This window comes from Paenibacillus sp. IHB B 3415, from assembly GCF_000802655.2.
Classification (GTDB): Bacteria; Bacillota; Bacilli; order Paenibacillales; family Paenibacillaceae; genus Paenibacillus_AQ; species Paenibacillus_AQ phytohabitans.
The window spans coordinates 25,191-48,057 of the sequence record NZ_JUEI01000018.1; the positions used below are offsets into that span (position 1 = coordinate 25,191).

20 protein-coding genes are annotated in these 22,867 nt (G+C 45.6%); 16 read left to right on the top strand and 4 right to left on the bottom strand.

Annotated features, from left to right (window positions below):
• The first annotated feature begins 125 nt into the window (after positions 1-125).
• The gene (locus tag QW71_RS09735; RefSeq protein ID WP_039296813.1) at positions 126-992 is read left to right on the top strand and encodes a hypothetical protein; all 867 of its coding nucleotides are present in this window, start codon (positions 126-128) and stop codon (positions 990-992) included.
• A 241-nt stretch (positions 993-1,233) separates the two neighbouring features.
• Here the strand turns inward: QW71_RS09735 and QW71_RS09740 are convergent, their stop codons facing one another.
• Positions 1,234-1,461: a hypothetical protein gene (locus QW71_RS09740; protein ID WP_039296816.1), complete on the bottom strand. Its 228-nt coding sequence runs from the start codon at positions 1,459-1,461 to the stop codon at positions 1,234-1,236.
• 399 nt (positions 1,462-1,860) lie between these two features.
• Between QW71_RS09740 and QW71_RS09745 the strand changes: the two genes are divergently transcribed.
• The 3 genes from QW71_RS09745 to QW71_RS09755 are packed head-to-tail and all read left to right on the top strand — an operon-like array spanning position 1,861 to position 2,919.
• Positions 1,861-2,223 (top strand): DUF6809 family protein, encoded by a 363-nt coding sequence (locus QW71_RS09745; RefSeq protein ID WP_152679728.1) that lies wholly within the window; start codon positions 1,861-1,863, stop codon positions 2,221-2,223.
• Between the two features lie 55 nt (positions 2,224-2,278).
• Positions 2,279-2,536, top strand: a complete 258-nt coding sequence (locus tag QW71_RS09750; protein WP_039296821.1) for a hypothetical protein — start codon at positions 2,279-2,281, stop codon at positions 2,534-2,536.
• Entirely contained in the window at positions 2,533-2,919 is a 387-nt protein-coding gene (locus QW71_RS09755; protein WP_039296824.1) for a retropepsin-like aspartic protease, read from the top strand. The genes QW71_RS09750 and QW71_RS09755 overlap by 4 nt, the downstream gene beginning before the upstream one ends.
• A gap of 221 nt (positions 2,920-3,140) precedes the next feature.
• On the opposite strand, the gene QW71_RS09760 is transcribed toward QW71_RS09755, so the two are convergent.
• Positions 3,141-3,323 (bottom strand): hypothetical protein, encoded by a 183-nt coding sequence (locus QW71_RS09760; protein WP_039296826.1) that lies wholly within the window; start codon positions 3,321-3,323, stop codon positions 3,141-3,143.
• A 569-nt stretch (positions 3,324-3,892) separates the two neighbouring features.
• Between QW71_RS09760 and QW71_RS09765 the strand changes: the two genes are divergently transcribed.
• Genes QW71_RS09765 through QW71_RS09775 form a run of 3 tightly spaced genes read left to right on the top strand, consistent with a single transcriptional unit; the run spans position 3,893 to position 4,952 of the window.
• Positions 3,893-4,255, top strand: a complete 363-nt coding sequence (locus QW71_RS09765; protein WP_152679729.1) for a DUF6809 family protein — start codon at positions 3,893-3,895, stop codon at positions 4,253-4,255.
• A gap of 56 nt (positions 4,256-4,311) precedes the next feature.
• Entirely contained in the window at positions 4,312-4,569 is a 258-nt protein-coding gene (locus tag QW71_RS09770; RefSeq protein WP_039296835.1) for a hypothetical protein, read from the top strand.
• Positions 4,566-4,952: a retropepsin-like aspartic protease gene (locus QW71_RS09775; RefSeq protein ID WP_039296837.1), complete on the top strand. Its 387-nt coding sequence runs from the start codon at positions 4,566-4,568 to the stop codon at positions 4,950-4,952. Before QW71_RS09770 ends, QW71_RS09775 begins: the two co-directional genes overlap by 4 nt.
• A gap of 327 nt (positions 4,953-5,279) precedes the next feature.
• Here the strand turns inward: QW71_RS09775 and QW71_RS09780 are convergent, their stop codons facing one another.
• Positions 5,280-5,558 carry a hypothetical protein gene (locus QW71_RS09780; RefSeq protein WP_039296839.1) on the bottom strand — a complete coding sequence of 93 codons (279 nt, stop codon included), beginning with the start codon at positions 5,556-5,558 and terminating at the stop codon, positions 5,280-5,282.
• A 589-nt stretch (positions 5,559-6,147) separates the two neighbouring features.
• On the opposite strand from QW71_RS09780, the gene QW71_RS41805 reads away from it, so the two are divergent.
• The 4 genes from QW71_RS41805 (at position 6,148) to QW71_RS09795 (ending at position 10,655) form a co-directional block, all read left to right on the top strand.
• A complete protein-coding gene (locus tag QW71_RS41805) occupies positions 6,148-6,282 on the top strand; it encodes a hypothetical protein (protein ID WP_268794611.1) in 135 nt (44 codons plus the stop codon).
• A 480-nt stretch (positions 6,283-6,762) separates the two neighbouring features.
• Complete coding sequence (locus QW71_RS09785) at positions 6,763-8,745, top strand: hypothetical protein (RefSeq protein WP_039296843.1); 1,983 nt, start codon at positions 6,763-6,765, stop codon at positions 8,743-8,745.
• Between the two features lie 560 nt (positions 8,746-9,305).
• On the top strand, positions 9,306-9,734 hold the full coding sequence (locus QW71_RS09790) for a VOC family protein (RefSeq protein ID WP_039296846.1): 429 nt from the start codon (positions 9,306-9,308) through the stop codon (positions 9,732-9,734).
• Between the two features lie 3 nt (positions 9,735-9,737).
• Complete coding sequence (locus tag QW71_RS09795) at positions 9,738-10,655, top strand: VOC family protein (RefSeq protein WP_039296847.1); 918 nt, start codon at positions 9,738-9,740, stop codon at positions 10,653-10,655.
• A gap of 113 nt (positions 10,656-10,768) precedes the next feature.
• On the opposite strand, the gene QW71_RS09800 is transcribed toward QW71_RS09795, so the two are convergent.
• The gene (locus QW71_RS09800) at positions 10,769-13,096 is read right to left on the bottom strand and encodes a helix-turn-helix transcriptional regulator (RefSeq protein WP_039296850.1); all 2,328 of its coding nucleotides are present in this window, start codon (positions 13,094-13,096) and stop codon (positions 10,769-10,771) included.
• A 253-nt stretch (positions 13,097-13,349) separates the two neighbouring features.
• On the opposite strand from QW71_RS09800, the gene QW71_RS09805 reads away from it, so the two are divergent.
• The 5 genes from QW71_RS09805 to QW71_RS37870 all read left to right on the top strand — a co-directional run bounded on the left by QW71_RS09805 (position 13,350) and on the right by QW71_RS37870 (position 22,818).
• The gene (locus QW71_RS09805; RefSeq protein WP_039296856.1) at positions 13,350-14,288 is read left to right on the top strand and encodes a sugar ABC transporter permease; all 939 of its coding nucleotides are present in this window, start codon (positions 13,350-13,352) and stop codon (positions 14,286-14,288) included.
• Between the two features lie 10 nt (positions 14,289-14,298).
• On the top strand, positions 14,299-15,183 hold the full coding sequence (locus QW71_RS09810; RefSeq protein WP_039296857.1) for a carbohydrate ABC transporter permease: 885 nt from the start codon (positions 14,299-14,301) through the stop codon (positions 15,181-15,183).
• Positions 15,184-15,259: 76 nt separating this feature from the next.
• A complete protein-coding gene (locus QW71_RS09815) occupies positions 15,260-16,792 on the top strand; it encodes an extracellular solute-binding protein (protein ID WP_039296858.1) in 1,533 nt (510 codons plus the stop codon).
• A 32-nt stretch (positions 16,793-16,824) separates the two neighbouring features.
• Entirely contained in the window at positions 16,825-17,871 is a 1,047-nt protein-coding gene (locus QW71_RS09820) for a glycoside hydrolase family 130 protein (protein ID WP_039296860.1), read from the top strand.
• 243 nt (positions 17,872-18,114) lie between these two features.
• Positions 18,115-22,818 carry a polysaccharide lyase family 8 super-sandwich domain-containing protein gene (locus QW71_RS37870; protein WP_052769955.1) on the top strand — a complete coding sequence of 1,568 codons (4,704 nt, stop codon included), beginning with the start codon at positions 18,115-18,117 and terminating at the stop codon, positions 22,816-22,818.
• Positions 22,819-22,867: the final 49 nt, after the last annotated feature.

Consider the following 22,867-nt stretch of genomic DNA (forward strand, 5'->3'; position numbering starts at 1 on the left):
TGAAAGGCTTTCTCGGATGGAGGATGAACAATTACTCAAGGATGTTAAATAAGATTATTTGTCAGAAGGGACGTGTTTGCCTCTAAGGGAGATGTCGATTTTAATTTATAAATGGAAGTGATAAAATGAAAGATATAGTAATTACTGTAAGAAGCGGAGATGGAACATTTAATATTGAATCAATTCAAAAGTTTGAAGAATGGAAAAACGGAGAAAAGAACACAAATATTTTGCTCGAAAAATGCGGTAGAAAATTATTCAATATTTTACACAATGATTTAAATTATATACAAATTACCACTGAAGGCTTGTTTTCTTTTAAATTTGTATTAGGAATAGATAAGGAAGAAACAACAATGAGACTAATGGGACATATAGCTGAAGCTATTATAGTTTCAAGATGTGGGAATAACCCCCAATTAAATAGAGAATATGCAACATATGCTAGGAAAGGGAAAAAAGTAGTTAGAACTCCTGACAAGTTCATTGCTATTGGAACTGGTCACCACAAAACAAAATTGAAATATGCATCTAAACATAATCCTAATCATACTCAAAACGATGTAATATGGATAAATAAAGAGAATCCCGAAATTGAGTTATTGGAGATAAATAATAATTCACCAGGTGGAAAAACTGCTGCATTACAAATAAAAGCTAGTAATTTGAAGAGTGATTACATTGTGAATGAAATCAAGAAGGATAAATATACTGTCCCGATAATTTATTTTGGAATGAAGGATAATTATTCGAAAATTAAGAGAAAGCTAAAGGAGTATAATAAGTTCGATCACATGAATTTTGTAGATGTAAGAGATATTGATGAGGATGCGCATGAGGAATTTCTAGAATACAAATCAATAGTTGATAAGCTTATTAGTGGGGAGTTAAATCCGAGAGGCTTGCTAGATACACAAGATACATTATTAAGCAAATCTGCATTAGCAACTGCATTGAATATATGTAATATCAATGATACTTTACTAATATGATTCTCAATTTCTACTATTAAATCGGTGGCCTTTGCAAAGTGAAAATGTAATTGTTTTGAATGTTATGTTAAAGAGCACATTAAAGACAATTACCAGTCCCAGTCACCAGTCTATCTCACTTAGCAACCCTGAGTAATCTCGTGACGACGAATTACGGCTTTAACATCTGCGCCTCTATAAGCCCCTGTCCATCATTACCTCGTTGTGGTTAATGATGGACAGGGGCTCTTCACGTAAATAATTAATCTTTTGGAACCACATATTCTGATAATTTTATTCCTTTACTAACTTCAGTTGCATATGAAATTTTTATACCTGAGGCTGTCACAATATCCTTAACGCTGTAATGGTTTTTTTGTATAACATCTGCATACCTCACGCCGAATAAATGTATTTTAGCAACTTGCTTTCCGTGAGGTGCCATCCTATACATTTCGCTTAAAATTCTTCCTAATTCCTGAACATTCAAGTGAATTCTCCCTTCATTTCATTTTTAATGGACTAATTGTATTTCTATAGGGTCACAGATAAATCCTGCTATGACTTATGCTTGATATTCCTACTGTTTAAAAATCTAGCAATAGGAAACACTAGTATTGTAGATTTGAAAGGGGGAACATGGGATGGGAGCTTGTCGTATATCAATGGTAAGGATGGACACAGTGGGAAAGCATTTTCCGAAGAAGAGAGAAACATTGTCTGAATATGCAGCACTAGAACTATAGGGTCACAGATAAATCCTGCTATGACTTATGCTTGATATTCCTACTGTTTAAAAATCTAGCAATAGGAAACACTAGTATTGTAGATTTGAAAGGGGGAACATGGGATGGGAGCTTGTCGTATATCAATGGTAAGGATGGACACAGTGGGAAAGCATTTTCCGAAGAAGAGAGAAACATTGTCTGAATATGCAGCACTAGAAAACGCTTATCTTGACGGAATGAGAGAAATACTTAGCGAGGTGGCCGCCAGAAGGCATCTTGAATTATGGGGAATACGATCTAACAATCCTCATATCAGGAAGGCTAATAAAGAGTCTTCTTATGCAATTGATCGCCTACACAGTAGTTTAAACGAGACTCAACGTGAATTGTACGGATTCATGGAAGAGGCTATGAGCGCAGAACAGGGTCTCGAAGAAGAGGAAGCCTTTATAGTTGGATTTCTGGAGGGATACCGTTTTATAAAAGAGCTTCAGAGATCGGGTGGAGGCCTGACTCTGGTTTAGAGGATAATACCTGGTATGCTATAATAAAAGTAATATTCAACCGGAGGTGTCCAAGATGCGATGGGGTGAAGTTCAGGAGCGGTTTCCGAATGAATGGGTCGTTCTTGAGGCGACTAAGGCCTATTCTAAGGAGGGCCAGCGTTTTATTGAAGAGATGTCCGTGATCGATTCCTACGAGGACTCTACCAAAGCATTGAAGCGGTATAGTGAATTACACCAGGAAGACCCTCACAGAGAGTATTGTTTTTTTCACACCTCCCGTCCTGAGGTTGTAGCACGAGAACGATATGTCGGGATTAGAGGGCCCAGATGAATATAACAGAAATTTATGGACTTCCCTTCGTAAGCATGACAGTGGTGTTTAGGGGGAGAGAGTTAAAGCTGGAGAAGGTATTGCTTGACACAGGCTCTGCCAGTACGCTCTTGAACGCGGACATCGTGCAGGAGATTGGTATGGTTCCTGAAGGAAATGATGTCGTTGATCTTATACGAGGGGTAGGTGGTGTGGAGTATGTTTACACCAAATACCTGGACTCAATTATAGTCGATAAAGCAATACTTAATGATTTTCAAGTGGAAATCGGAAATATGGATTATGGTATGGAGATCGACGGAATACTTGGTTTTAACTTCTTGAAGCAAGCAGGGGCTGTGATTAACACTGGAGAAATGCAACTGAAAACTAACGTTTCCTAAACGGCTATCTCGTACAATTCCAGCAGCAACCCCCGCCGAATTGTGGCTCTGCATGTCCACGCCTCAGTTTCTAAAATCCCTTTCCCATCAAGGGGTTAAGGCCCTTTTTGGGAAAGGGGTTCTACACGGGTTAATAGAAGAAAGGTATAGTCATTCATAAAATGAACCCGTAATCTCAAACCATATGGTTTGAAGATACGGGTTCATTTAATTTATATAGCTTACCCAGTATTCTTTTCTGGATAGCACCATTTACAGCCATTATATCCTTGAGCAAAGTAAAACTGAGCATTGTCTGTATCAATTCTATGTTGGGGTTTGATTTCATTAATTCTGCAGCGTAACTCTACTTTTGCGGTTTTGTGAACTTCCTTTGTATTAGTATTCACTATATAAGTCGCCATAGTACACCTCCCTTCAAATGTATTTTACTGTATAAAAATCAATAAAACAAGAACGTTTGTTCTTTTTTATTGATTGCCTTGTTATATATAATAATTGCTACCTGTCACTGTTCGTTGTTTTAAATCTAGCAAATAGGAAACACTAGTATTGTAGATTTGAAAGGGGGAATAAGGAATGGGAGCTTGTCGTATATCAATGGTAAGGATGGACACAGTGGGAAAGCATTTTCCGAAGAAAAGAGAAACGTTGTCTGAATATGCAGCACTATTTGATTTCATTAATTCTGCAGCGTAACTCTACTTTTGCGGTTTTGTGAACTTCCTTTGTATTAGTATTCACTATATAAGTCGCCATAGTACACCTCCCTTCAAATGTATTTTACTGTATAAAAATCAATAAAACAAGAACGTTTGTTCTTTTTTATTGATTGCCTTGTTATATATAATAATTGCTACCTGTCACTGTTCGTTGTTTTAAATCTAGCAAATAGGAAACACTAGTATTGTAGATTTGAAAGGGGGAATAAGGAATGGGAGCTTGTCGTATATCAATGGTAAGGATGGACACAGTGGGAAAGCATTTTCCGAAGAAAAGAGAAACGTTGTCTGAATATGCAGCACTAGAAAATGCCTATCTTGATGGAATGAGAGAAATACTGAGTGAGGTAGCGGCTAGAAGACATCTTGAAATATGGGGAATGCGTTCTAACAATCCTCATATCAGAAAAGCTAGCGAAGAGTCATCTTATGCAATCAAACGCCTACACAGTAGTTTAAACGAGACTCAACGTGAATTGTACGGATTTATGGAGGAGGCTATGAGCACAGAACAGGGTCTCGAAGAAGAGGAAGCTTTTGTAATCGGATTTCTGGAGGGATACCGCTTTATAAAAGAGCTCCAAAGATCTGGTGGAGGTCTGACTCTGGTTTAGAAGATACCTCCTGGTATGCTATAATAATAGTAATTATTCAACCGGAGGTGTCCAAGATGCGATGGGATGAAGTTCAGGAGCGTTTTCCTAATGAATGGGTCGTTCTTGAGGCGACTAAGGCCTATTCTAAGGAAGGCCAGCGTTATATTGAAGAGATGTCCGTGATTGACTCCTATGAGGACTCTACCAAAGCATTGAAGCGGTATAGTGAACTGCACCAGGATGATCCCCATAGAGAGTATTGTTTCTTTCACACCTCCCGTCCTGAGGTTGTGGCGCGAGAACGATATGTGGGGATCAGAGGGCCAAGATGAACATAACGGAAATCTATGGACTTCCCTTCGTAAGCATGACAGTTGTGTTTAGGGGGAGAGAGTTAAAGCTTGAGAAGGTGCTGCTTGATACAGGTTCTGCAAGTACGCTTCTGAACGCGGATATTGTACAGGAGATTGGTATGGTTCCTGAAGGAAATGATAGCGTTGATATTATACGGGGTGTAGGTGGTGTGGAGTATGTGTACACCAAATGCCTGGATACGATAGTAGTCGATAAAGCAATGCTTAAGGATTTTCAAGTTGAAATCGGAAACATGGATTATGGCATGGAAATCGACGGCATCCTTGGGTTTTACTTCTTGAAACAAGCAGGGGCCGTGATTGACACTGGAGAAATGCAATTGAAAACTAACGTTTGCTAAACGGCTATCTCGTACAATTCCAGCAGCAACCCCCGCCGAATTGTAGCTCTGCATGTCCACGCCTCGGAAAATAGAACCATTGTCCACATAAAACCACAACGTATAAGATTGGAAAGGGGTTCAACATGCTCTATGCCTAGCCGAACGAAGGGAGTCAAGTTTTGTAATGCACATCTAATGTGAACACTTAGGGATTCGATGTAGGGTTGAAGAGAGAGCAGCTTAGGCTGCTCCCAAAACATCCTAACCATTACACGACTGCGAATTATGGCTTTTTCACGTCACTAAACTGTCACCGGATAATGAAGAACAACTTGATTATGAAGCTTAGATTTTCGACTCTGTATCAATGATCATCGTTTCATGGATTTGTGGACTTAATGTTTTGAACATATGTCCCAGAGTCCTTAAGCCTTTCCCATGGCTACTTTTTTCTTCATTTAACGCTTTTGTAATAATTGATATGGCCTCAGTAAGATCATGGATTTTTATATTTTGGGCATACATTCCTTGGTTACGATTGCTGAGTGTGTCATGGAGTTGTTTATTTTCTTCAATAACCTGACGATAATGCTCGAGTGTAAATTCATTATCAATAATTTCCAATTTATTTTCACCACCTTTTATTTTTACTATTCCTTATGGAAACCTAAATTATTCTCAAATACGGAAAGTTAAGCAGTAACGGCAGATTCGGCAAAACAGAACATTTTTAGCTTCAAAATATTCGCTTATACGCTAGAAATAAAGGTATAGAAATGCAAGAATTAAAAGATCCTAATAAAGCTGGGTTTGTCAGTTGAAAAGGGAATAAAAGAACACTAGGTATTGGTTCTCGTGCGCTAACAATAATCAATCCAGTTCACCACCTGAGATGCTGTAGCATCTCTAAGTATTTAAAAATATGTGGGTAGTAATCCTTGTAATATGTTTGACATTAAGCGCTCTAGTAGAATAAAATTAAGTTGCAAAACAAGGATGGCAATTGTTGGTGAGTGACTGTGATGCGGAGTTGGCATTTTGATGCCCGCAATGTGTTCGAGGAGTTATCCGACAAGGCTTAGCCGTATGCTCAATAGGGCATGCATGTCAAACGACATAAGTTAGTGGAGCGGTCTCCATAAATTTTGTGCGAAAATTTGGCGTGCCTTAGCAAGGCATCTTTATTTTGCAAAAATTTATAGGAGGTTTTTTTATGTTTACAAAAGTGAAGAGATTTAATAAGACCTTTAAAAAACGTGCAAGTAAATCAAGTTATTGGGTTATTGTAGCGACTCGTATCATTATTGGTGTGGCTATAGCAGTTGTAACCCGATACATTTTAAACTAAGTGATAAAAAGTGGAGAAAGTTCTTAAGACTGCTGCAAAAGGCGTGATTTCTCAGGAGGCTCTGATTTTTAATTAGGGTTTGATCGAAAATCAACAGAAAGCTCGTTTATGACAGCTTCACATGCTAAAAAGCGAGCTTTTTGTTTTCGTGAATTATTGTTTGACTGCTGCAGTGTCTTTTTCATAAGCACTGGTTAGGAATTCATAAAATATTTTGATATTTGGCGAGTTAATAAGAATGGGCTAAGTTGTAAATTAAATGCGGATATTATTGGAAGATTATCGTAATGCAGAGTATGTTTTTGATGCCCATGATGTATTAGGTGGTAATCTGATGAGGTTTCTGACGTATGCTTAACAGTGCATGCATGTCAAACATCATAAGTAAGTGGAACTCAGCAGTCTCCATAATTTGTGCGAAATTTGACGTGCCTTTAGCAAGGAAGCCTTATTTTGAAAGAATTTATAGGAGGTTTTTTTATGTTAAATACGCAACCTTATTCAATCGAGGAAGAGAAGGATTACCCTGCAATAGCTGTCATAGGTGGTAGTGGAGAAGGGAAAAGCACGGCAATTGCTGGTTTATGTAATCCTGATTTTCAGGGAAGTATGCTTCTGTTTGCCGGTGAGGGTAATACAACTTCTTGTTTATCCAGAATTGTAATTAACCCTGTATTGAACAAAGCTGATATTGTAGTGAAGAAATTTAAAAACAGAGATGAAATTCGGGTTGAGTTGGAACGTCACTTTAAAACTTCTTTGGTTTCGGAACTAAAGAATTGCTTGTCGAGTAGACCCAAGAAGGAATCAGAGCATGGGCGCTTTTATGCAGATGCAGTAGAGAAAAAACTATCGCCTATTGATGCTACCTTTAGAATAGACAAGTTGCTTCAAGGTTTTGAAGATGCCTGGGTTAGATACAAGGATATTATGGTGTCCAGTATAGAGTTCATTGACAAGCAGGCTGATTCGTCTTTTAGAAGTAACTATTTTGATTGTTTAAAAGAAGAAAAGAATGAAGCAAATCGTATGATTGATACACTGGTTGATCAGAAAATGTTTCCACATGAAGAGAGTGTAGATAATGTTGTTGCGAATAATACAATATCCCAAATGTTAAATGAACTTTGCGATTTGGTATATGACAAAGCTTTGGACTGTCTTCGCAATGCAGGTTTTCATGTTGACGAAAGTTCATTGGCTGCCTGTGCCATTAATAAAACATCAGAAGGATTTAAACTCGGTGCCCAAGCTGTTACCAACTCCAAAAGAGTGATAGCACCAAGTGCAGCTTGTATCATCAAGGAAATGGTGCTTCGTGTTCCTGGTCCAGGGTTACTTCTAAATAATGGATTGAATGAGACAGCTTACTGTGTGTATGATGTCGTAGGGTTTGATAATGATGGAATTGATAAAATTCCGGAGCGTGTGAAAGAGGCACTACTTACTCCTGTTTTGTATGATGCAATTCTCTTTGTGCGGAGCACTGCATCACCAGCCGCGAGGAACCGAGACTATTTGACAGCCATAAAGCAGTCCGTACGCCCGAGCAAACTTTTAGTAGCAGTTACACATTTCGACCGTACCTCTATTTTTGAGCAGGATGAAGACCCCACTCCAGAGAAAATACAAAAGCAGATTTCGCAGATCAAAAATGACACAATAGATTTGATTGAATCTGTCATTGATTTGGAATGCCCTGTAAAGTTGCCTGATAAGCCAGATATAATATGCTTTGCAAACACCGCGCGTAAAAATCGGTTAGGCGAGGATGCAGTTGCGTTTTTTAGGGAGAATGATCCTTATCAAATACTAAGGATTTCCATTTCAAAAGCATTTGTCCAAGTTCGGCCTAAGATAAAAGACCATAACATTCATCAGAGTCAAAAAGGAGAATTTTTATTAACTAAAGAGCCTCTTAACGAAATTATTGGTCAGATTATTAATGGCCTGACTAGTAGCATAAACGAAGAATACAGTGTCTTACGGGATCGCTCCAATAAACTTCATCATTGGACTGTTGATGCAGTCCTATGGAATCTTTATCAAGGTCGGCCACACGTTTCATATGCTCAAATCTGGGAAAATGTTAGCATTCAGACCTTCTCGAACTTTATTAGGATTTGCATGGAAAACCTGACACCCTCAAAAATCGAAATAGGAGTGCAAGTGGGAAAGTATTCAGATCGTGTGAAGCTTGAGTTTGAATCAAATCTTAAACTAGAGTTGAATCATGTAGCTCGTAAAATTTTCCTTGAAACTGGAGACTACTCCCAGACAGTTTCCTGTAAGGAGACCATACTACAGCTTGCACGAACATCCAAGTACAATAAGTGGAAAATATTTGATGATCTCCGTAAATGTCTTCTGACTGCAGTAAGCCAACAAAACTATTTAAAGGACTTACTTGATTCAGCAGTTGAGAATGCCAATGTTTCTACGTATTCCCGGCTTTTTCTGTGAAATTTCACTCTAAAATAATAAAGAATTGAATTGTTCGATGGGGGGTTATGCCACCTCCCCGAACATCCTCAGCATCACGCTCCGCCGAATTGTGGCTCTGCATGTCCACGCCTCGGCTTCATTTGGAGTATCAGTGAAGACACCTTGATGGGTGTCTTTTTTTATGCTATTTCCTCCGCACCCGGATTGCAGTGTTCCTCCTGTAGACATCGTCTAACGAAGGAATTTCAACTGTGGCGGACAACACGCTGTTAGTTCTATCCTCGACGGATCCGTATTGTCCGGTAGAAGCGGGCTACGGTCCGTGGCCTTGGATTCTTGATGTATGCTTGAACCAGCAATTTCGCTATGAAAGAGTGATCAAATAGCTGAATCGCCTATCCAAATTATAGTTTGAGTACATCACGGTTCGGATCAGAGAGTACCTTATGGGTACTCTTATTTCATATTTTCAGCAAAATAAAAATAAGACCATACGTTCGTAAAAATAGTATATTTCCTTCAATTTTGGTGTATAATAAAGCTGATTGTCCAACTTGTTCCAGAGGGGATGAAGAATGATGTCAATCCGTTTGAATCCGTATTTTGTTTTTAATGGGAACACTAGGGAAGCGGTTAGTTTCTATGAAAAAGCGCTACACGGGAGCGTAGTCGCAATCACGACGTTCGGAGACCTGCCGGAAGATCCGGAGCATCCGCTGACCGATGAGATGAAAACGCTTGTGATGCATGCGCATCTGAAGGTCGGTAATGCAGATCTCATGTTTTCCGATACTTTTCCGGGCACGTCGCATCAGGCGGACGGGCATACGGTTCAGATTGCCATTCATCCTGCAGAAGAGGCAGATGCACGGGAGATTTTTGCTGCACTGGAAGACGGCGGTCAAGTGGTCATGCCTCTGCAGAAGACGGATTGGAGCCCTTTGTATGGGATTGTGAAGGACAAGTTCGGCGTTACTTTTCAAGTGAATGTCCCCGGGGAGGAATAACTTGTGGCAAACATCAATCAGAGAATCGTTCCGCATATATGGTATGACAAGGAGGCGGTAGAAGCTGCTCATTTTTACGCTTCTGTGTTCCCTGACTCCAAAGTTACGAGTGTTACCACACTTCATGACACACCGTCAGGCGACTGCGATCAGGTTTCTTTTGAAATTTGGGGGCAGAAGTTTATGGCGATCAGTGCAGGGCCGTATTTTAAGCTGAATCCGTCCGTGTCTTTTTTCGTTAATTTTGATCCCTCACGCGATAAGAATGCAGCAGAGAAATTAGATGAGGTGTGGAACAAATTATCCGAAGGCGGCATGGCCTTGATGCCGCTCGATAAATATCCGTTCAGTGAGCGGTTTGGCTGGATTCAGGATAAGTATGGTGTGTCATGGCAATTGATTCTTACGAATCCGGAAGGTGAAGAGCGGCCTGCTATCATACCGTCATTCATGTTTGTCGGTGATAACTGCGGCAAGGCAGAAGAGGCGATGTCCTTCTATTTGTCCATATTCAAAGATTCGCGGCAAGGACTTATAGCCCGTTACCCGACAGGAATGCAACCTGATCAAGAGGGAACGATTATGTTCGCTGACTTCATGCTGGAGAATCAGTGGTTCACCGCAATGGATAGTGCACATGATCATAAATTCAGCTTCAACGAAGCCATCTCCTTCATGGTGAAATGCGACTCGCAGGAGGAGATCGATTCCTATTGGGAGCAGCTTTCAGCGGTTCCTGAAGCCGAACAATGCGGCTGGTTGAAAGATAAGTATGGCGTGTCCTGGCAGATTGTTCCGGCCGAAATGGACGAGATGATGGAGAAGGGTACGCCGGAGCAGCTTGCGCGTGTTACAGAGGCGTTTCTTAAGATGAAGAAATTTGAGCTTGCGGAATTGCATAAGGCATATAAGGGCGAATGAGTGCATAACCCTTATTCTGTGCCAGGGGATTTGCTGTTAACGTGTTGCTTCAGTAATGTGATAAAAGCGATGAGGGATGTTACCCCCATCGCTTTTTTGTCGCAACTGCATTCTTATTTCTCGATGGTATTGCCACCTCTATACTTCTTCCGGTATTGGGCCGGTGTCATTGCGTACACCTTTTTGAAGCTGGAATAAAACGTGTTAAGCGACGAAAATCCGAAATTTTGGACGATGGGCTCAATCGGCGAGTCGGAGGCAATGAGCTCCTGACAGATGAAGCTTAGGCGCTTCTCCGAGATTTTGTCCGTAATAGACTGGTTTGTCTCCGCTTTATATAAACTGCGGAAATAATTAACGGATAACCCCAAATGATCAGCGAGCATTTTTGCGGACAAGTTCGGATCGGTTAATTGTTCTTCAATGAACCGGTCCGCCTGCTCGATCAGGGTCACATTCTTGGACAGCCCGCGGGCTGCTACAATGTCTTCGAGTGTCTTAGTGACCAAGGCTTCCATCCATGGCACCACCTTGTCCATCGTCTCCTGCTGAATAATTTGTTTCTCAATAGAAGTCAGCCCCCATGAACTGGGCAGAGGCTGAGCGGAATGCTCCTGCATGAGCCGGCGTATATCCATAAACAAGGTAATCAATGACATTTTACATTCAAAATAGGACATTTCCCGCAGCTTGACTACGGCTGAGCGTATGACTTCCAGAACCGTATCTGCATTCCCCTTGGGAAGAGCCTGAGCGATCTGCCGCTCTTTGTTCACAGGCAGGTGGTACAGCTCTCCGGGCGCATCGGGCAGCCATGCTTTTACGATGAGCGCTCTGTGTCCGAAGCGGAACCGTTCCTGCGTCAGTTCATACGTCTCCATATATATCTCATGCATATCGGTCAGGCTGGGCAGCGTCCTGCCCCAAGCGACAGTCGTTCCAACTGACAAATACTGCTCTATTAACTGTTGGGAACCTTGCAGCTTCTTCACATATTCTTCGGACAAGGGGGCGGATAGGACCACGGCCACGTGATCGTCACCCATATCCACCGTTTGCAGCTTGTGCTTGGAGGATTGCAGCGACTCTTGAATAATATTGGACATTGCGAACCGGAGCAGACGCCGGTCCTTCTCCGGGTAGGTCTCCGAGAATTCCGAGAAGTGGTCAATCCGGAAGATGGCCACCGACAGCTGATCTACCGGCAGGTCAATGCCCCACTCCAGAAATTGAGAACCTATCTCCTCTGCCGAATGGTAAGTCTCCCCCAGAAAATCCCGTAAAAACCTCTCTCTGCCCAAAAATTTATTAAGCCGCCATTGCTCGGTCAGTTCGTTAATCTGATTATGCTGGGCTATAAACACATTGGATAAGTAGTCAAGTTCATATGTGCTGTATCCCAGACCGGGTTTTTCCGCTTGATGCTGCCGCATTACTCTGGTAATCAGTTCTTGAATGGGCGAGTATACCCGTTTGGAGATCAGCACGATAACGGTCCAGGAGGCTGCGAACAGGGCAATGAACAAGATCAGGCTAGTGTTGCGAAGAACCGTAATTTTATCCAAAATGACAGACTTCGGTATCGTTTCGATAAAGGTCCAATCCTGGATTCCTTTGATGGAGATGCCTGCGTAAACCATTAGCTGCTCTCCCTGAGCCCGGGGATGAAAGAGCTTCCATCCGCTTTCGCCCTTAATCACGTGGTTCCTGAGCTCCGCAGTTTGTTCCTGATTCAAAGAAGTGCTGCTAAAAACCGTCTCCTCCCGGTCATTCAGAACCGCAACTGATCTGTCGGCATCATTCGAATTGTCCTGAAGCAGGGTCATGAGATTATCTGTATCTACATTCATAACGAAAGCGGAAATAGAACTGCCTCTTTCGTAAAATCTTATGATGGTCATCACCTCTTTGGGCGTATTCCCGGTAAGAGGCAGGGACAAGGTTCTGGGAATGAGCACGCTATGGTTCGCCGTAACCGGATCCTGTAAACGCTTAATAATATCCTGATCGTAGAAAGTTTCCGCATCATTCAATCCAAGTCTGGAATCAACAACTGTATTCGTGTAATCGTTAATGAGGTATACCGAATCGATAGACGGATTGGCGTTCTTGATGTCCATAAGCCGGCTCCATACCTCAAAAGTCTCAAAATCGCTGTACTGATCTGAAAGGGCATATACCTTGAGGGCGCTATCATCACTGGAGGAGAAGCTAAATTCCAGCGCCCATTCCATCAGCCGCGCGGTGTTCTGGGCGCTGTTCACCAGCAAGGATTCGGAATGATCGCCGATCTCTTCCAGAAGCGTCTTGGATGACTGCCAATAGAGCAGCGCAAATGATATACCCAGCACCAGAACGTTTGCACTGACGAAATAAAAAATAAGCTTCATATAAGTAGGATGCTGCTTCAGCGATGCGAGGAGTGGACGTCTGAATTTCATTGCTGGAACCTCCGTAATCATAACTGCCGAGCTCATAAATTGTAGATTTATTATAGCATACCGATTATTTTCGTCTTCAGAATCGTTTGTTTTCGCAATAGTGTTGTTTTTGGGAAGTTTGTAAATCTGCGCTTGCAGGAAGGATTAGAGCTTTTCGGAATTGCCGTAGCAGTGAGGGCTTGATAAGGTGACGGCATAGATAACGGCGTGCTAATGCAATTGCCGGTCTTGATGAAAGGGGGGATATAAAAAGATGCAATACCCAATTAACACCAGTAAAAAGTCTAAACTGAACCATATTGTCCAAAATCCATTTCTTTATATTATGGCCGTGCCTGGGTTGTTGTTTTTTCTAGTGTTCAGTTATTTTCCCATATACGGGATTATGATTGCCTTCAAAGACTATAATTTTGCCAAGGGAATCACAGGAAGTGATTGGGTCGGTTTTAAAAATTTCGATTACTTTTTTACTTCAGGTGATTTCTGGAGCATTCTGCGCAATACGCTGGTGTTGAACATACTGTTCATTTTCTTTACTACAGCCGCAGCCGTTTTAATTGCGCTTATGTTCAACGAAATCCACAATAAGTATTTCAAACGAATATCGCAGTCATTCATTTTTCTTCCTTATTTTATGTCTTGGATTGTGATAGGAATGATTGTCCAATCCTTATTCGGCGGGGAAGAGCCGATGATCAATAACTGGCTGCAAAATATCGGTATGGAGCCGGTCAACTGGATGTTTGAGTCGAAGCTTTGGCCTTATATTCTGACCGTTATCCGCGTGTGGCAAGGTGCGGGTTATCTTTCGATTATTTTTCTGGCCGCGATTACCGGCATACCAGAGGATTTGTACGAGGCTGCCCGGATTGACGGGGCATCCAAGCTGCAGATTGTAATGCGTATTACGCTGCCGCTGCTCGTTCCTACCATCATGATCATGACCTTATTGGCCGTAGGCAAGATTTTCAATGGCGATTTTGCTATGATCTATGCCATCATTGGAGACAACTCATCGCTCTATCCGACTACCGATGTCATTGACACCTTCGTCTTCCGCTCCATGAGACAGTTGCATGACTTCGGCATGTCTTCGGCAGTCGGCCTGTTCCAATCGGTGATGGGTCTGATATTCGTCATTGCTGCCAACTGGGTAACCCGAAGGGTGTCTAAAGAATCTGCTTTATTCTAGGAGAATAACTATGAGACAGAAACAGAGCGCTGCGGATCGAACGTTTACGATATTTGCCCATACGTTCATTTTGTTGTTCACCTTATTTTGTGTGTTTCCTTTTCTGCTGATGATTATCGGCTCTATTACGGATGAACAGGAACTGATTGCGCACGGCTATACTTTGATTCCGCAAAAATTATCACTGAACGCGTATAAGGCAGTTTTGCAATCGGATGTGCTGTTCAACGGCTATGCGGTCACGATTTTTATCACCGTCGTAGGTGCATTAAGCGCGTTGTGCATTTCCGCAATGCTTGGCTATTCGCTGGCTAACAAACGGAATGTTCTGCAAACACCTTTTCTGTTCTTTTGCTACCTGCCTATGCTTTTTTCCGGGGGTATCATTCCATTTTATATTGTGGTCAGTCAGTGGCTGCATTTGCAGAATACCATCTGGGTACTCATTTTAACTATGTTATGCCAGCCGTTCCTCGTCTTTTTACTCGTGAGCTTCTTCCGCACCATTCCTGAGGAACTGGAGGAAGCCGCAAGAATAGACGGAGCGAATGAAATGAGAATTTTCTATCAAATTATGATCCCGATCTCCAAGCCGATTCTGGCTTCCGTTGGTCTCTTCTATGCTCTGAGCTACTGGAATGACTGGTTTATGGGATTGATGTTCGTGGATAATGAGAAGTTATACCCGCTGCAGTTAATTCTTCGCCGGATGGTATCCAATATGGAAGCTGCCAAAAATCTCATTCCCTCCGGAGCGGCAATTGCAGTGACTCCACCGACCTATGGTGTGCGGATGGCAACAACTGTGCTGACGATCGGCCCGATTGTCCTGCTGTATCCCATGCTTCAGAAGTATTTCGTCAAAGGTCTAACGGTAGGAGCCGTAAAAGGATAAATGGGGATGTCCGGGATTAACCGGACTAACCCAGTTAATTTCAGAATTTTGTTCATAGATATGGGAGGGTAACGGAATGAGATTAAAAAAATGGGTTGGCACGACAACGGCAACGGTATTGGTATCTTCACTGATCCTGGCAGGCTGCGGAGGCAATACGAAGACTGGCGGCAATGAAGGGAGTTCTCCAAAGAATACGGAAAGTGCTGCACCCGCATCTAAGGAAACGGTGACATTGAAAGCTTATTTTCCGGGGGATAAACCGGTGGGCTTTGACGATGTGCTACAGGCGGTCAACGATAAATTGAAAGCGGATAACGTCGGAGCGGCCTTGAACATCAATTTCTTGCCGTGGACCGATTACGGGAATGCGGTATCCGTGAAGATGTCTGCCGGGGAAGATTTCGATATGTATTTGGATGCCCCATGGATATCCATGAATCAGATGATCGAGGGCAATTCTTTAATGGAACTGGATGCCGCGGTGGCCGAACGTCCGGAGCTCAAAGCATCCATTCCCGAGGAAATGTGGGAGTATAACAAATTCGGCGGAAAAATTATGGGGATTCCGCTCGGTACCACCCAGGGCCAGCTATATGGCCTTCTGATCCGCAAAGATTTGCGCGAGAAGTATGGACTTCCCGAGTTGAAAACCTTGGGTGATTTGGAGAAATTCTTGTATATGGTCAAGGAACAAGAGAAGGATGTCAAGCCCTTCGTCATTAACGGCATCAAAGCTGATAAACTTCCGTTTATCCTGAGCGAATCCGCTAATCTGGCGCTGGATGAAGTGCTCGAAATCGGTGTCAACATGTTCGCCTATTCCATCAAGGACAAGAAAGTAATCGGCCAATGGACCAGCCCGGTGATTGCTGATGGTTATGACCGCGTCACCCAATACTACAAGGACGGCATCATTTCCAAAAATATCGCACAGGAGCAAAATGCAGAGACACTGTTCAAGCAGGGGAAATATGCGGCCACTTATTATGCGGCGGATGGTGTGGAGGGATTGAAATATTCGGAAATGCTACAGGACGGCAGCGACAAGCTTGAGATTTTCATTCCGAACGGGGATAAAGCCAAGCCGTATACCGCTTTTCAGCAATGGAATTTCCTCTGTATCCCGGCTGCTTCCAAGCACGCTGATTTGGCAATGGATGTAGCCAATTGGTTGTCCATTAAGGAAAACCACGATCTGATGGAATACGGCATTCAAGGGAAGGACTGGGAACCGGTCGGCGATTCGAGCTATAAGGTGCTGTCCAGCTATTCATTCCCGGGGTTCGTGCTAACCTGGCGGCCAACGCTGAACCGCACGCCGGACACGATGATGAAGGATGACAAGAAATGGTTCGACTTCTCTACCAACCCGGCCAATTTCACACTTAGTCCAACGGCGGGCTTCAACTTTAACGCTGAAAAGGTGAAGACGGAATATGCCAAAATCACTCCGCTTCACGATTCGACCTTCCTGCCGTTTAGCCAAGGCTTGGTGCCTGCCGAGGAAGGCAAGAAGATGATGAACAAAAAAATGGAGAGCCTCGGCGGACAAAAAGTAATCGAGGAAATTCAGGCGCAAATCGATGCGGTCACAGCCGGTAAATAAAAGCACTTAAAATACTGAAAGAGGTACTTCATATGAACATACAGCGCAGTGCGCAAAATCCTGTTATACGGGCCCTGGATGTCGCCCCCTCCCGTCCCGACTTTCGGGTGCTGGGTGCGTTTAATGCAGGTGTTGCGCAGTTAAAGGATGAAACGATCCTTTTACTGCGTATTGCAGAAGCACCGTTATCGGACCGGGCGGACGAAGTGCTCATCCCCAGGCTGAATGAAGAGGGTACGGAGGTACTTGTAGAACGTTACGACAAGACCGATCCGGGCTATGATTTCTCCGACTCGCGCTTCGTTGCGAAGGATGGACGAACGGTCATGCTCACCTCCTTATCTCATCTGCGGGTGGCGCGAAGCAAGGATGGCATTCATTTCGATGTGGAGCCGCATCCGGCCTTATTTCCGGAAAATGCCCTGGAAGCGTGGGGAATTGAAGATCCGCGTGTGACCCAAATCGGGGATATCTATTATATTACTTACAGCTCTGCTTCTGCCCGCGGCGTTGGCGCCGGCCTGGCAGAGACCCGGGATTTCCGGACATTCAAACGCCGCGGACTTATGCTGGCTCCAGAGAATAAGGATGTCATGATCTTCCCGGATAAAATTAACGGCAAATATTACGCTTTGCACCGTCCGGTGCCCAAGTCGTTCGGCTCTCCCGAGATGTGGATCGCCGAATCGCCCGATCTCGACCATTGGGGGAATCACCGCTTCCTGATGGGGCTAAGCGAACAAGGCTGGGATTCGGCTCGTATGGGCGGCGGGGCGGTTCCGATTCGAACCGAACGCGGCTGGCTTGCACTGTACCACGGAGCGGACAGCAAGCACCGCTATTGTATGGGCGCGGTGCTGCTTGATCTGGAGAACCCGGCTAAGGTCATCGCGAGATCCCGTGTACCGATTTTGGAGCCGGAAGCTGCCTATGAGGTGAATGGATTCTTCGGTAAGGTCGTGTTTTCGTGCGGAGCCCTGCTGCTGGATCAGACGGTCCGCATATATTACGGTGCCGCAGACGAAGTGATGGCAGTGGCGGACATACCGCTGGAGGATATATTTAATACGCTAGTGTAGAAGGCTGAAGGCAGTGCAAGCTGCCTTCTTCAATCCATATATAGGAAAGCGCTATCATAAACGATTGAATTTAGATAGACAAAGGAGCGCATGTACATGACTGACAAAAGGCAAAGGTTTGTAAAGAGGTGGACATGTCTTGGTATTGTTTGTTTGTTGATATCATCCATAGGGTTATATTCACCCGCATCGGCGAGCACGCCCGGGGCGGCCAACGTTTCTCCAGAGATCGCTGAAATAAAAATGATGAAAAACCGGACGGCTGCATTTTATGTCTCCAAAGATATCATCAACGACGGAACGAACGGCCGGGTCGAATGGACCTACAAATCTCAGGCCGGTACGTACTTAACCAATCAAAATTCTAATGGAAGCTGGGGGGATGTAGATTATGCGAGTACGGCCTCCAGTGCCAATGGGAGGGCCTGGTCGCCTTATCTCGCATTAGACCGGCTGCAGTCGATGGCTCAGGCGTTTGCTGACCCGAAGGGTCCATACTATCATAATGAAACCCTCTTAGGAGGCATTCAAAAGGGGCTGGACTATTGGTTTTCGGTAAAGCCGACATCCACCAACTGGTGGGAGACCGGAATCGGCAAGCAATTAAGGCTGGGGAAAATCGCGCTTTTATGTGAAGGCTATTTAACAGAAGCGCAAGCTTCCAATATAATCGGCACGTTGGACAGCAGCCCGCATACTGTCGATGGAGCCAACTCATCCTGGTACAATCAGAATTATATGATCCGCGGCTTATTGCTGGAGGATGCCCAGATCGTCCGGAGCGCGGTGGAAGCGTTCAACGTGCTGTCGAATGTGACGGCGACTGTGACGGGAATCCAGTCGGACATGTCATTCTTCATGCATGGCAAAACGAATTATACGACGGGCTATGGAAGAAGCTTTGCCAGAGATATGTCATTCTGGGCATATGTAACCTCGGACACCTCATTCTCGTACAGCAAGGCGGCGATTGATTCGTTATCGTCCTACCTGCTGGACGGCACCAGGTACCTCGTGAGAGGCGATGTTGCCGATCTGGGTATGGGAATGAATGGACCGGAGTGGCCGGATTATGCTAGCGCGGCTTTGACCTTCTATGAAGATCCGCTGCAGTGGATGCAGGCGGCCAATCCGAAGCGCGCTGCCGAGTTTGCGGGTTTTCTTGAGAACATCCGCAGCATTGGTACGAGCACGAGCAACGGACTGGACGTTAGCAATATGACGCAATGGCAGACACTAGTCTCCTCTCATATGCGGGATGATTATGGGATTACGGTCAAGATGTCTTCCAGCACGGTCAAAGGCGGTGAGTGGAGAACCATTAATCCTAACGGATATAACCTGCTCTACTGGACGCCGCAAGGAGCCACTGCCATTCAGAGAACCGGGGATGAATACAGGACTGTTTATCCGCTGATGGACTGGGCTCATGTTCCAGGTACGACGGCACCGTATGTACTCACGAAGGATGCGAATTTCAACAATCCCAAAACATTTGTAGGCGGCGTGACCAACGAGCGTTATGGAGCCACAGCGTTTGATTTCAACAAGCTGAGTACAAGCGGGAAAAAAGGCTACTTTTTTTTCGATGATGAAATGGTGGCGCTAGGCACAGGTATCGCTTCAACTAACGCTGCGCCGGTCCATACGACATTGAACCAAAGTCTGGCGGCAGGGGATGTGCTCGTAGACGGAAAGATAATAGCGGACGGAACGGTGCAGGCTAACGGGCGCTGGGCATATAACGATAAGATCGGCTATGTTTTCCCGAATCCTACCGGCTTTCAAGTGAAGCGGGAGACGAAGACGGGAAAATGGGGCGATGTCATCACGGGAAGCTCAACGGAGCCGATCACCAAGCCGGTTTTTTCAATTTGGCTCGATCATGGCGTGAAACCGACTAACGCTTCCTATGAATACATCGTATTGCCGAATAAAACCCCTGAAGAGGTCAGCAGCTACGCAAGCGCAAGCCCGGTCAGTATTCTTGCGAATACACCGTCGGTTCAGGCAGTCCGGCACAATCCCCTTGGCATTGCGGAACTGCTGTTCTATCAACCCGGGACGGTGACGCTAAGAGACGGCTTGACGGTCACCGTGGATAATCCGTCCACGGTAATCATTGACGAATCCGCTTCACCTGTACGCATCTCGGTCGCTAATCCCGAAACGCCGGGGATTACAGTGAACGTAACGCTGAACCGTAACGGAGAAAAAACCACGACTACCTTCAGACTCGGCAAGGATACGTTTACCGGCCGGAGCATGACGCTAAACGAGGGAACCTCTCTCGACGACAGAGGGTTCGATCTCGCTTACAGTAAAGGAGCGACCGCTTCCTCCAGCCAAGGCAAGCAATTTGCCTCGAATGCTACGGATCTATACAGAAGTTCCTATTGGAGTTCAAGTGCTTCGGACAACGAGTGGATTTATGTCGATCTGCAAGATCAACATATGATCCATAAAGTTAGGCTAAATTGGGAAAAGGCGTACGGGAAAGGCTATAAAATTCAAGTGTCGGAGGATGCTGTCACCTGGAAGGACGTTTATACAACTTCGATGGGGGATGGCGGAATCGACGAACTTTCCTTTGGTAAGGTCAATGCCAGATTCGTCCGGATGCTGGGCGTTCAGCAGGGCACCGGGGACGGCTATTCGCTTGCTGAATTTAATGTATTTGAGGCGGTGGCACCCAATCTCGCCGAAGGCATGAAGGTAACGGCAAGCTCGTCCAGAGCCGCAGACGTGTCTCCCGGAAATGCGGTTGACGGGTCATTGACGACCCGCTGGGGATCTAACTATGCTGATCCGCAGTGGATTTACGCCGATCTTGGCTCCAGCCAACCCATCACGAAGGTCATGCTGCATTGGGAAAGTGCGTATGGGAAGGAGTACCAAATCCAGGTTTCTGACAACACGGCGGACTGGACGACAGTATACAGTACCACCACCGGAGACGGAGAAACTGATGAGATCTCCTTCGAAGCGGTGAATGCAAGATACGTCCGGATGTATGGTACGAAAAGAGCGACCACGTACGGCTACTCGCTCTGGGAATTTAAAGTGTATGGTCCAGAGAACGTACAAAAGGTTCCGGCCCGGGTTGAACTAGAAGCAACGCCATCTTCCGTGGCGGCTGGAGGCAAAGTGTCCGTTACAGGTGTAGTCTACGATGGCGCCGATATTCCGGTCCCCGGCGTAGAGGTCGAAATCGCGTCTGCATCGGGCAGCATCGAAACGGCTAAAGCAGTAACGGACGTTAACGGCCGGTTTAACACGGTCTATACCGCGCCTTCCGCAGCCGGAGAAGTGACGATCGCGGTTGTCCTGCCTGCAAGTCCGACCGTGACGGATACGGTTACCGTATCCGTGAACCAGGACGTACAAGTGCCCGCCCGAATCGAACTTCAGGCAGCGCCGTCTTCCGTGACATCCGGAGGCATCGTGTCCGTTACGGGAGCCGTCTACGACAGTGACGATCTTCCGGTATCCGGCGTAGAGGTCGAGATCGCGTCTGCATCGGGCAGTGTCAATGACGCCAGTGTGGTAACGGATGCGAACGGCCGGTTCAGCACAGTCTTTACAGCGTCGTCTGCTGCCGGAGAAGTGACGATTACGGCGGCCTTGACCACGAATCTGTCTGTGAGCGGGACGACTACCGTTTACGTAGAAGGGGTCGTACAAGTGCCCGCCCGGATCGAACTCCAGGAGGCACCGTCTTCCGTGATGGTTGGAGGCAAGGTGTCCGTTACGGGAGTCGTCTACGACGGCGGCGATCTTCCGGTCCCGGGCGTAGAGGTCGAAATTGCGGCCTCGTCAGGGAGCATTGAGAGTGCCAAAGCAGTAACAGACGCGAACGGCCGGTTCAGCACGGTCTTTACGGCGCCTTCCGCAGCCGGAGAAGTGACGATTACAGCCGTCTTGACGGCGAGTCCGGCCGTGACAGATAAGATTACCGTCTCCGTAATTAAGGCTGCACAAGTACCCGTTCTAATCGAACTCCAGGCGACGCCGTCTGCCGTGACGGTGGGAGACGATGTATCCGTTGCGGGAATCGTCTACGACAGTGACAATCTTCCGGTCTCCGGCGTGGAGGCCGAAGTCGCGGCTTCGTCGGGCAGCTTCCAAAGCTCAAAGACAGTCACGGATGCGAACGGCCGGTTCAGCATGGTCTTTACAGCGCCTTCCGTAGCCGGAGAAGTGACGATTACAGCCGTCTTGACCGCAAATCCGTCCGTTACGGGGAAAATAAACGTTTCCGTAAACGAGCGTTCAAACGGCGGAAGCGGAGGCCATTCGGGAGGAGGAGCTCCGGTGAGTCCGCCGGTAACTCCTAATAATCCGAACGTTAGTCCAAGCGATGATCCAAACGGCGGTTCGGACACGCCGGACGTTCCGGTACCCGGTCATGCCTTCGCGGATATTGGCGGTCATTGGGCCGAAGCCAATATCCTGGAAGCAGAGAAGAGGGGAATGATCACAGGTTACCCGGACGGCTCGTTCCGGCCCGATCGCACGGTAACGCGCGCTGAATTCGCGGTAATGCTGGCGAAAGCACTGAAGCTTCAGAATGAAGAAGCAGTCCTGTCCTTCAAGGACGCGGACCGGATCGGACAGTGGGCCCGGACAGCTGTTGCGCGAGCCGTAAGCTTGGGTCTTATTCAGGGCGATAAGAACAGTAACTTCCGTCCAGATGCTCCCTTGACGAGATCGGAAATGGCCGTGATGCTGGCGAGAGCCTTAAACCTGGCACCCGAAGCTCGTTCCGCCGGATTCGCGGATGACCGCGACATACCGGTCTGGGCTGCCGGAGCGGCAGCAGAGATGAAGAAGCTGGGGATTATGCAGGGTAAGGGTAACAACAGCTTCTTCCCGAATAATGCCGCGACGAGGGCGGAAACGGTCACGGTTCTGCTCAGAATGCTCACAGCGAAGGATCAGGAATAGGAAGTAGAACAAATTCGGCCGGGAAAACCTCTTGAGGGCAATTGAAGGA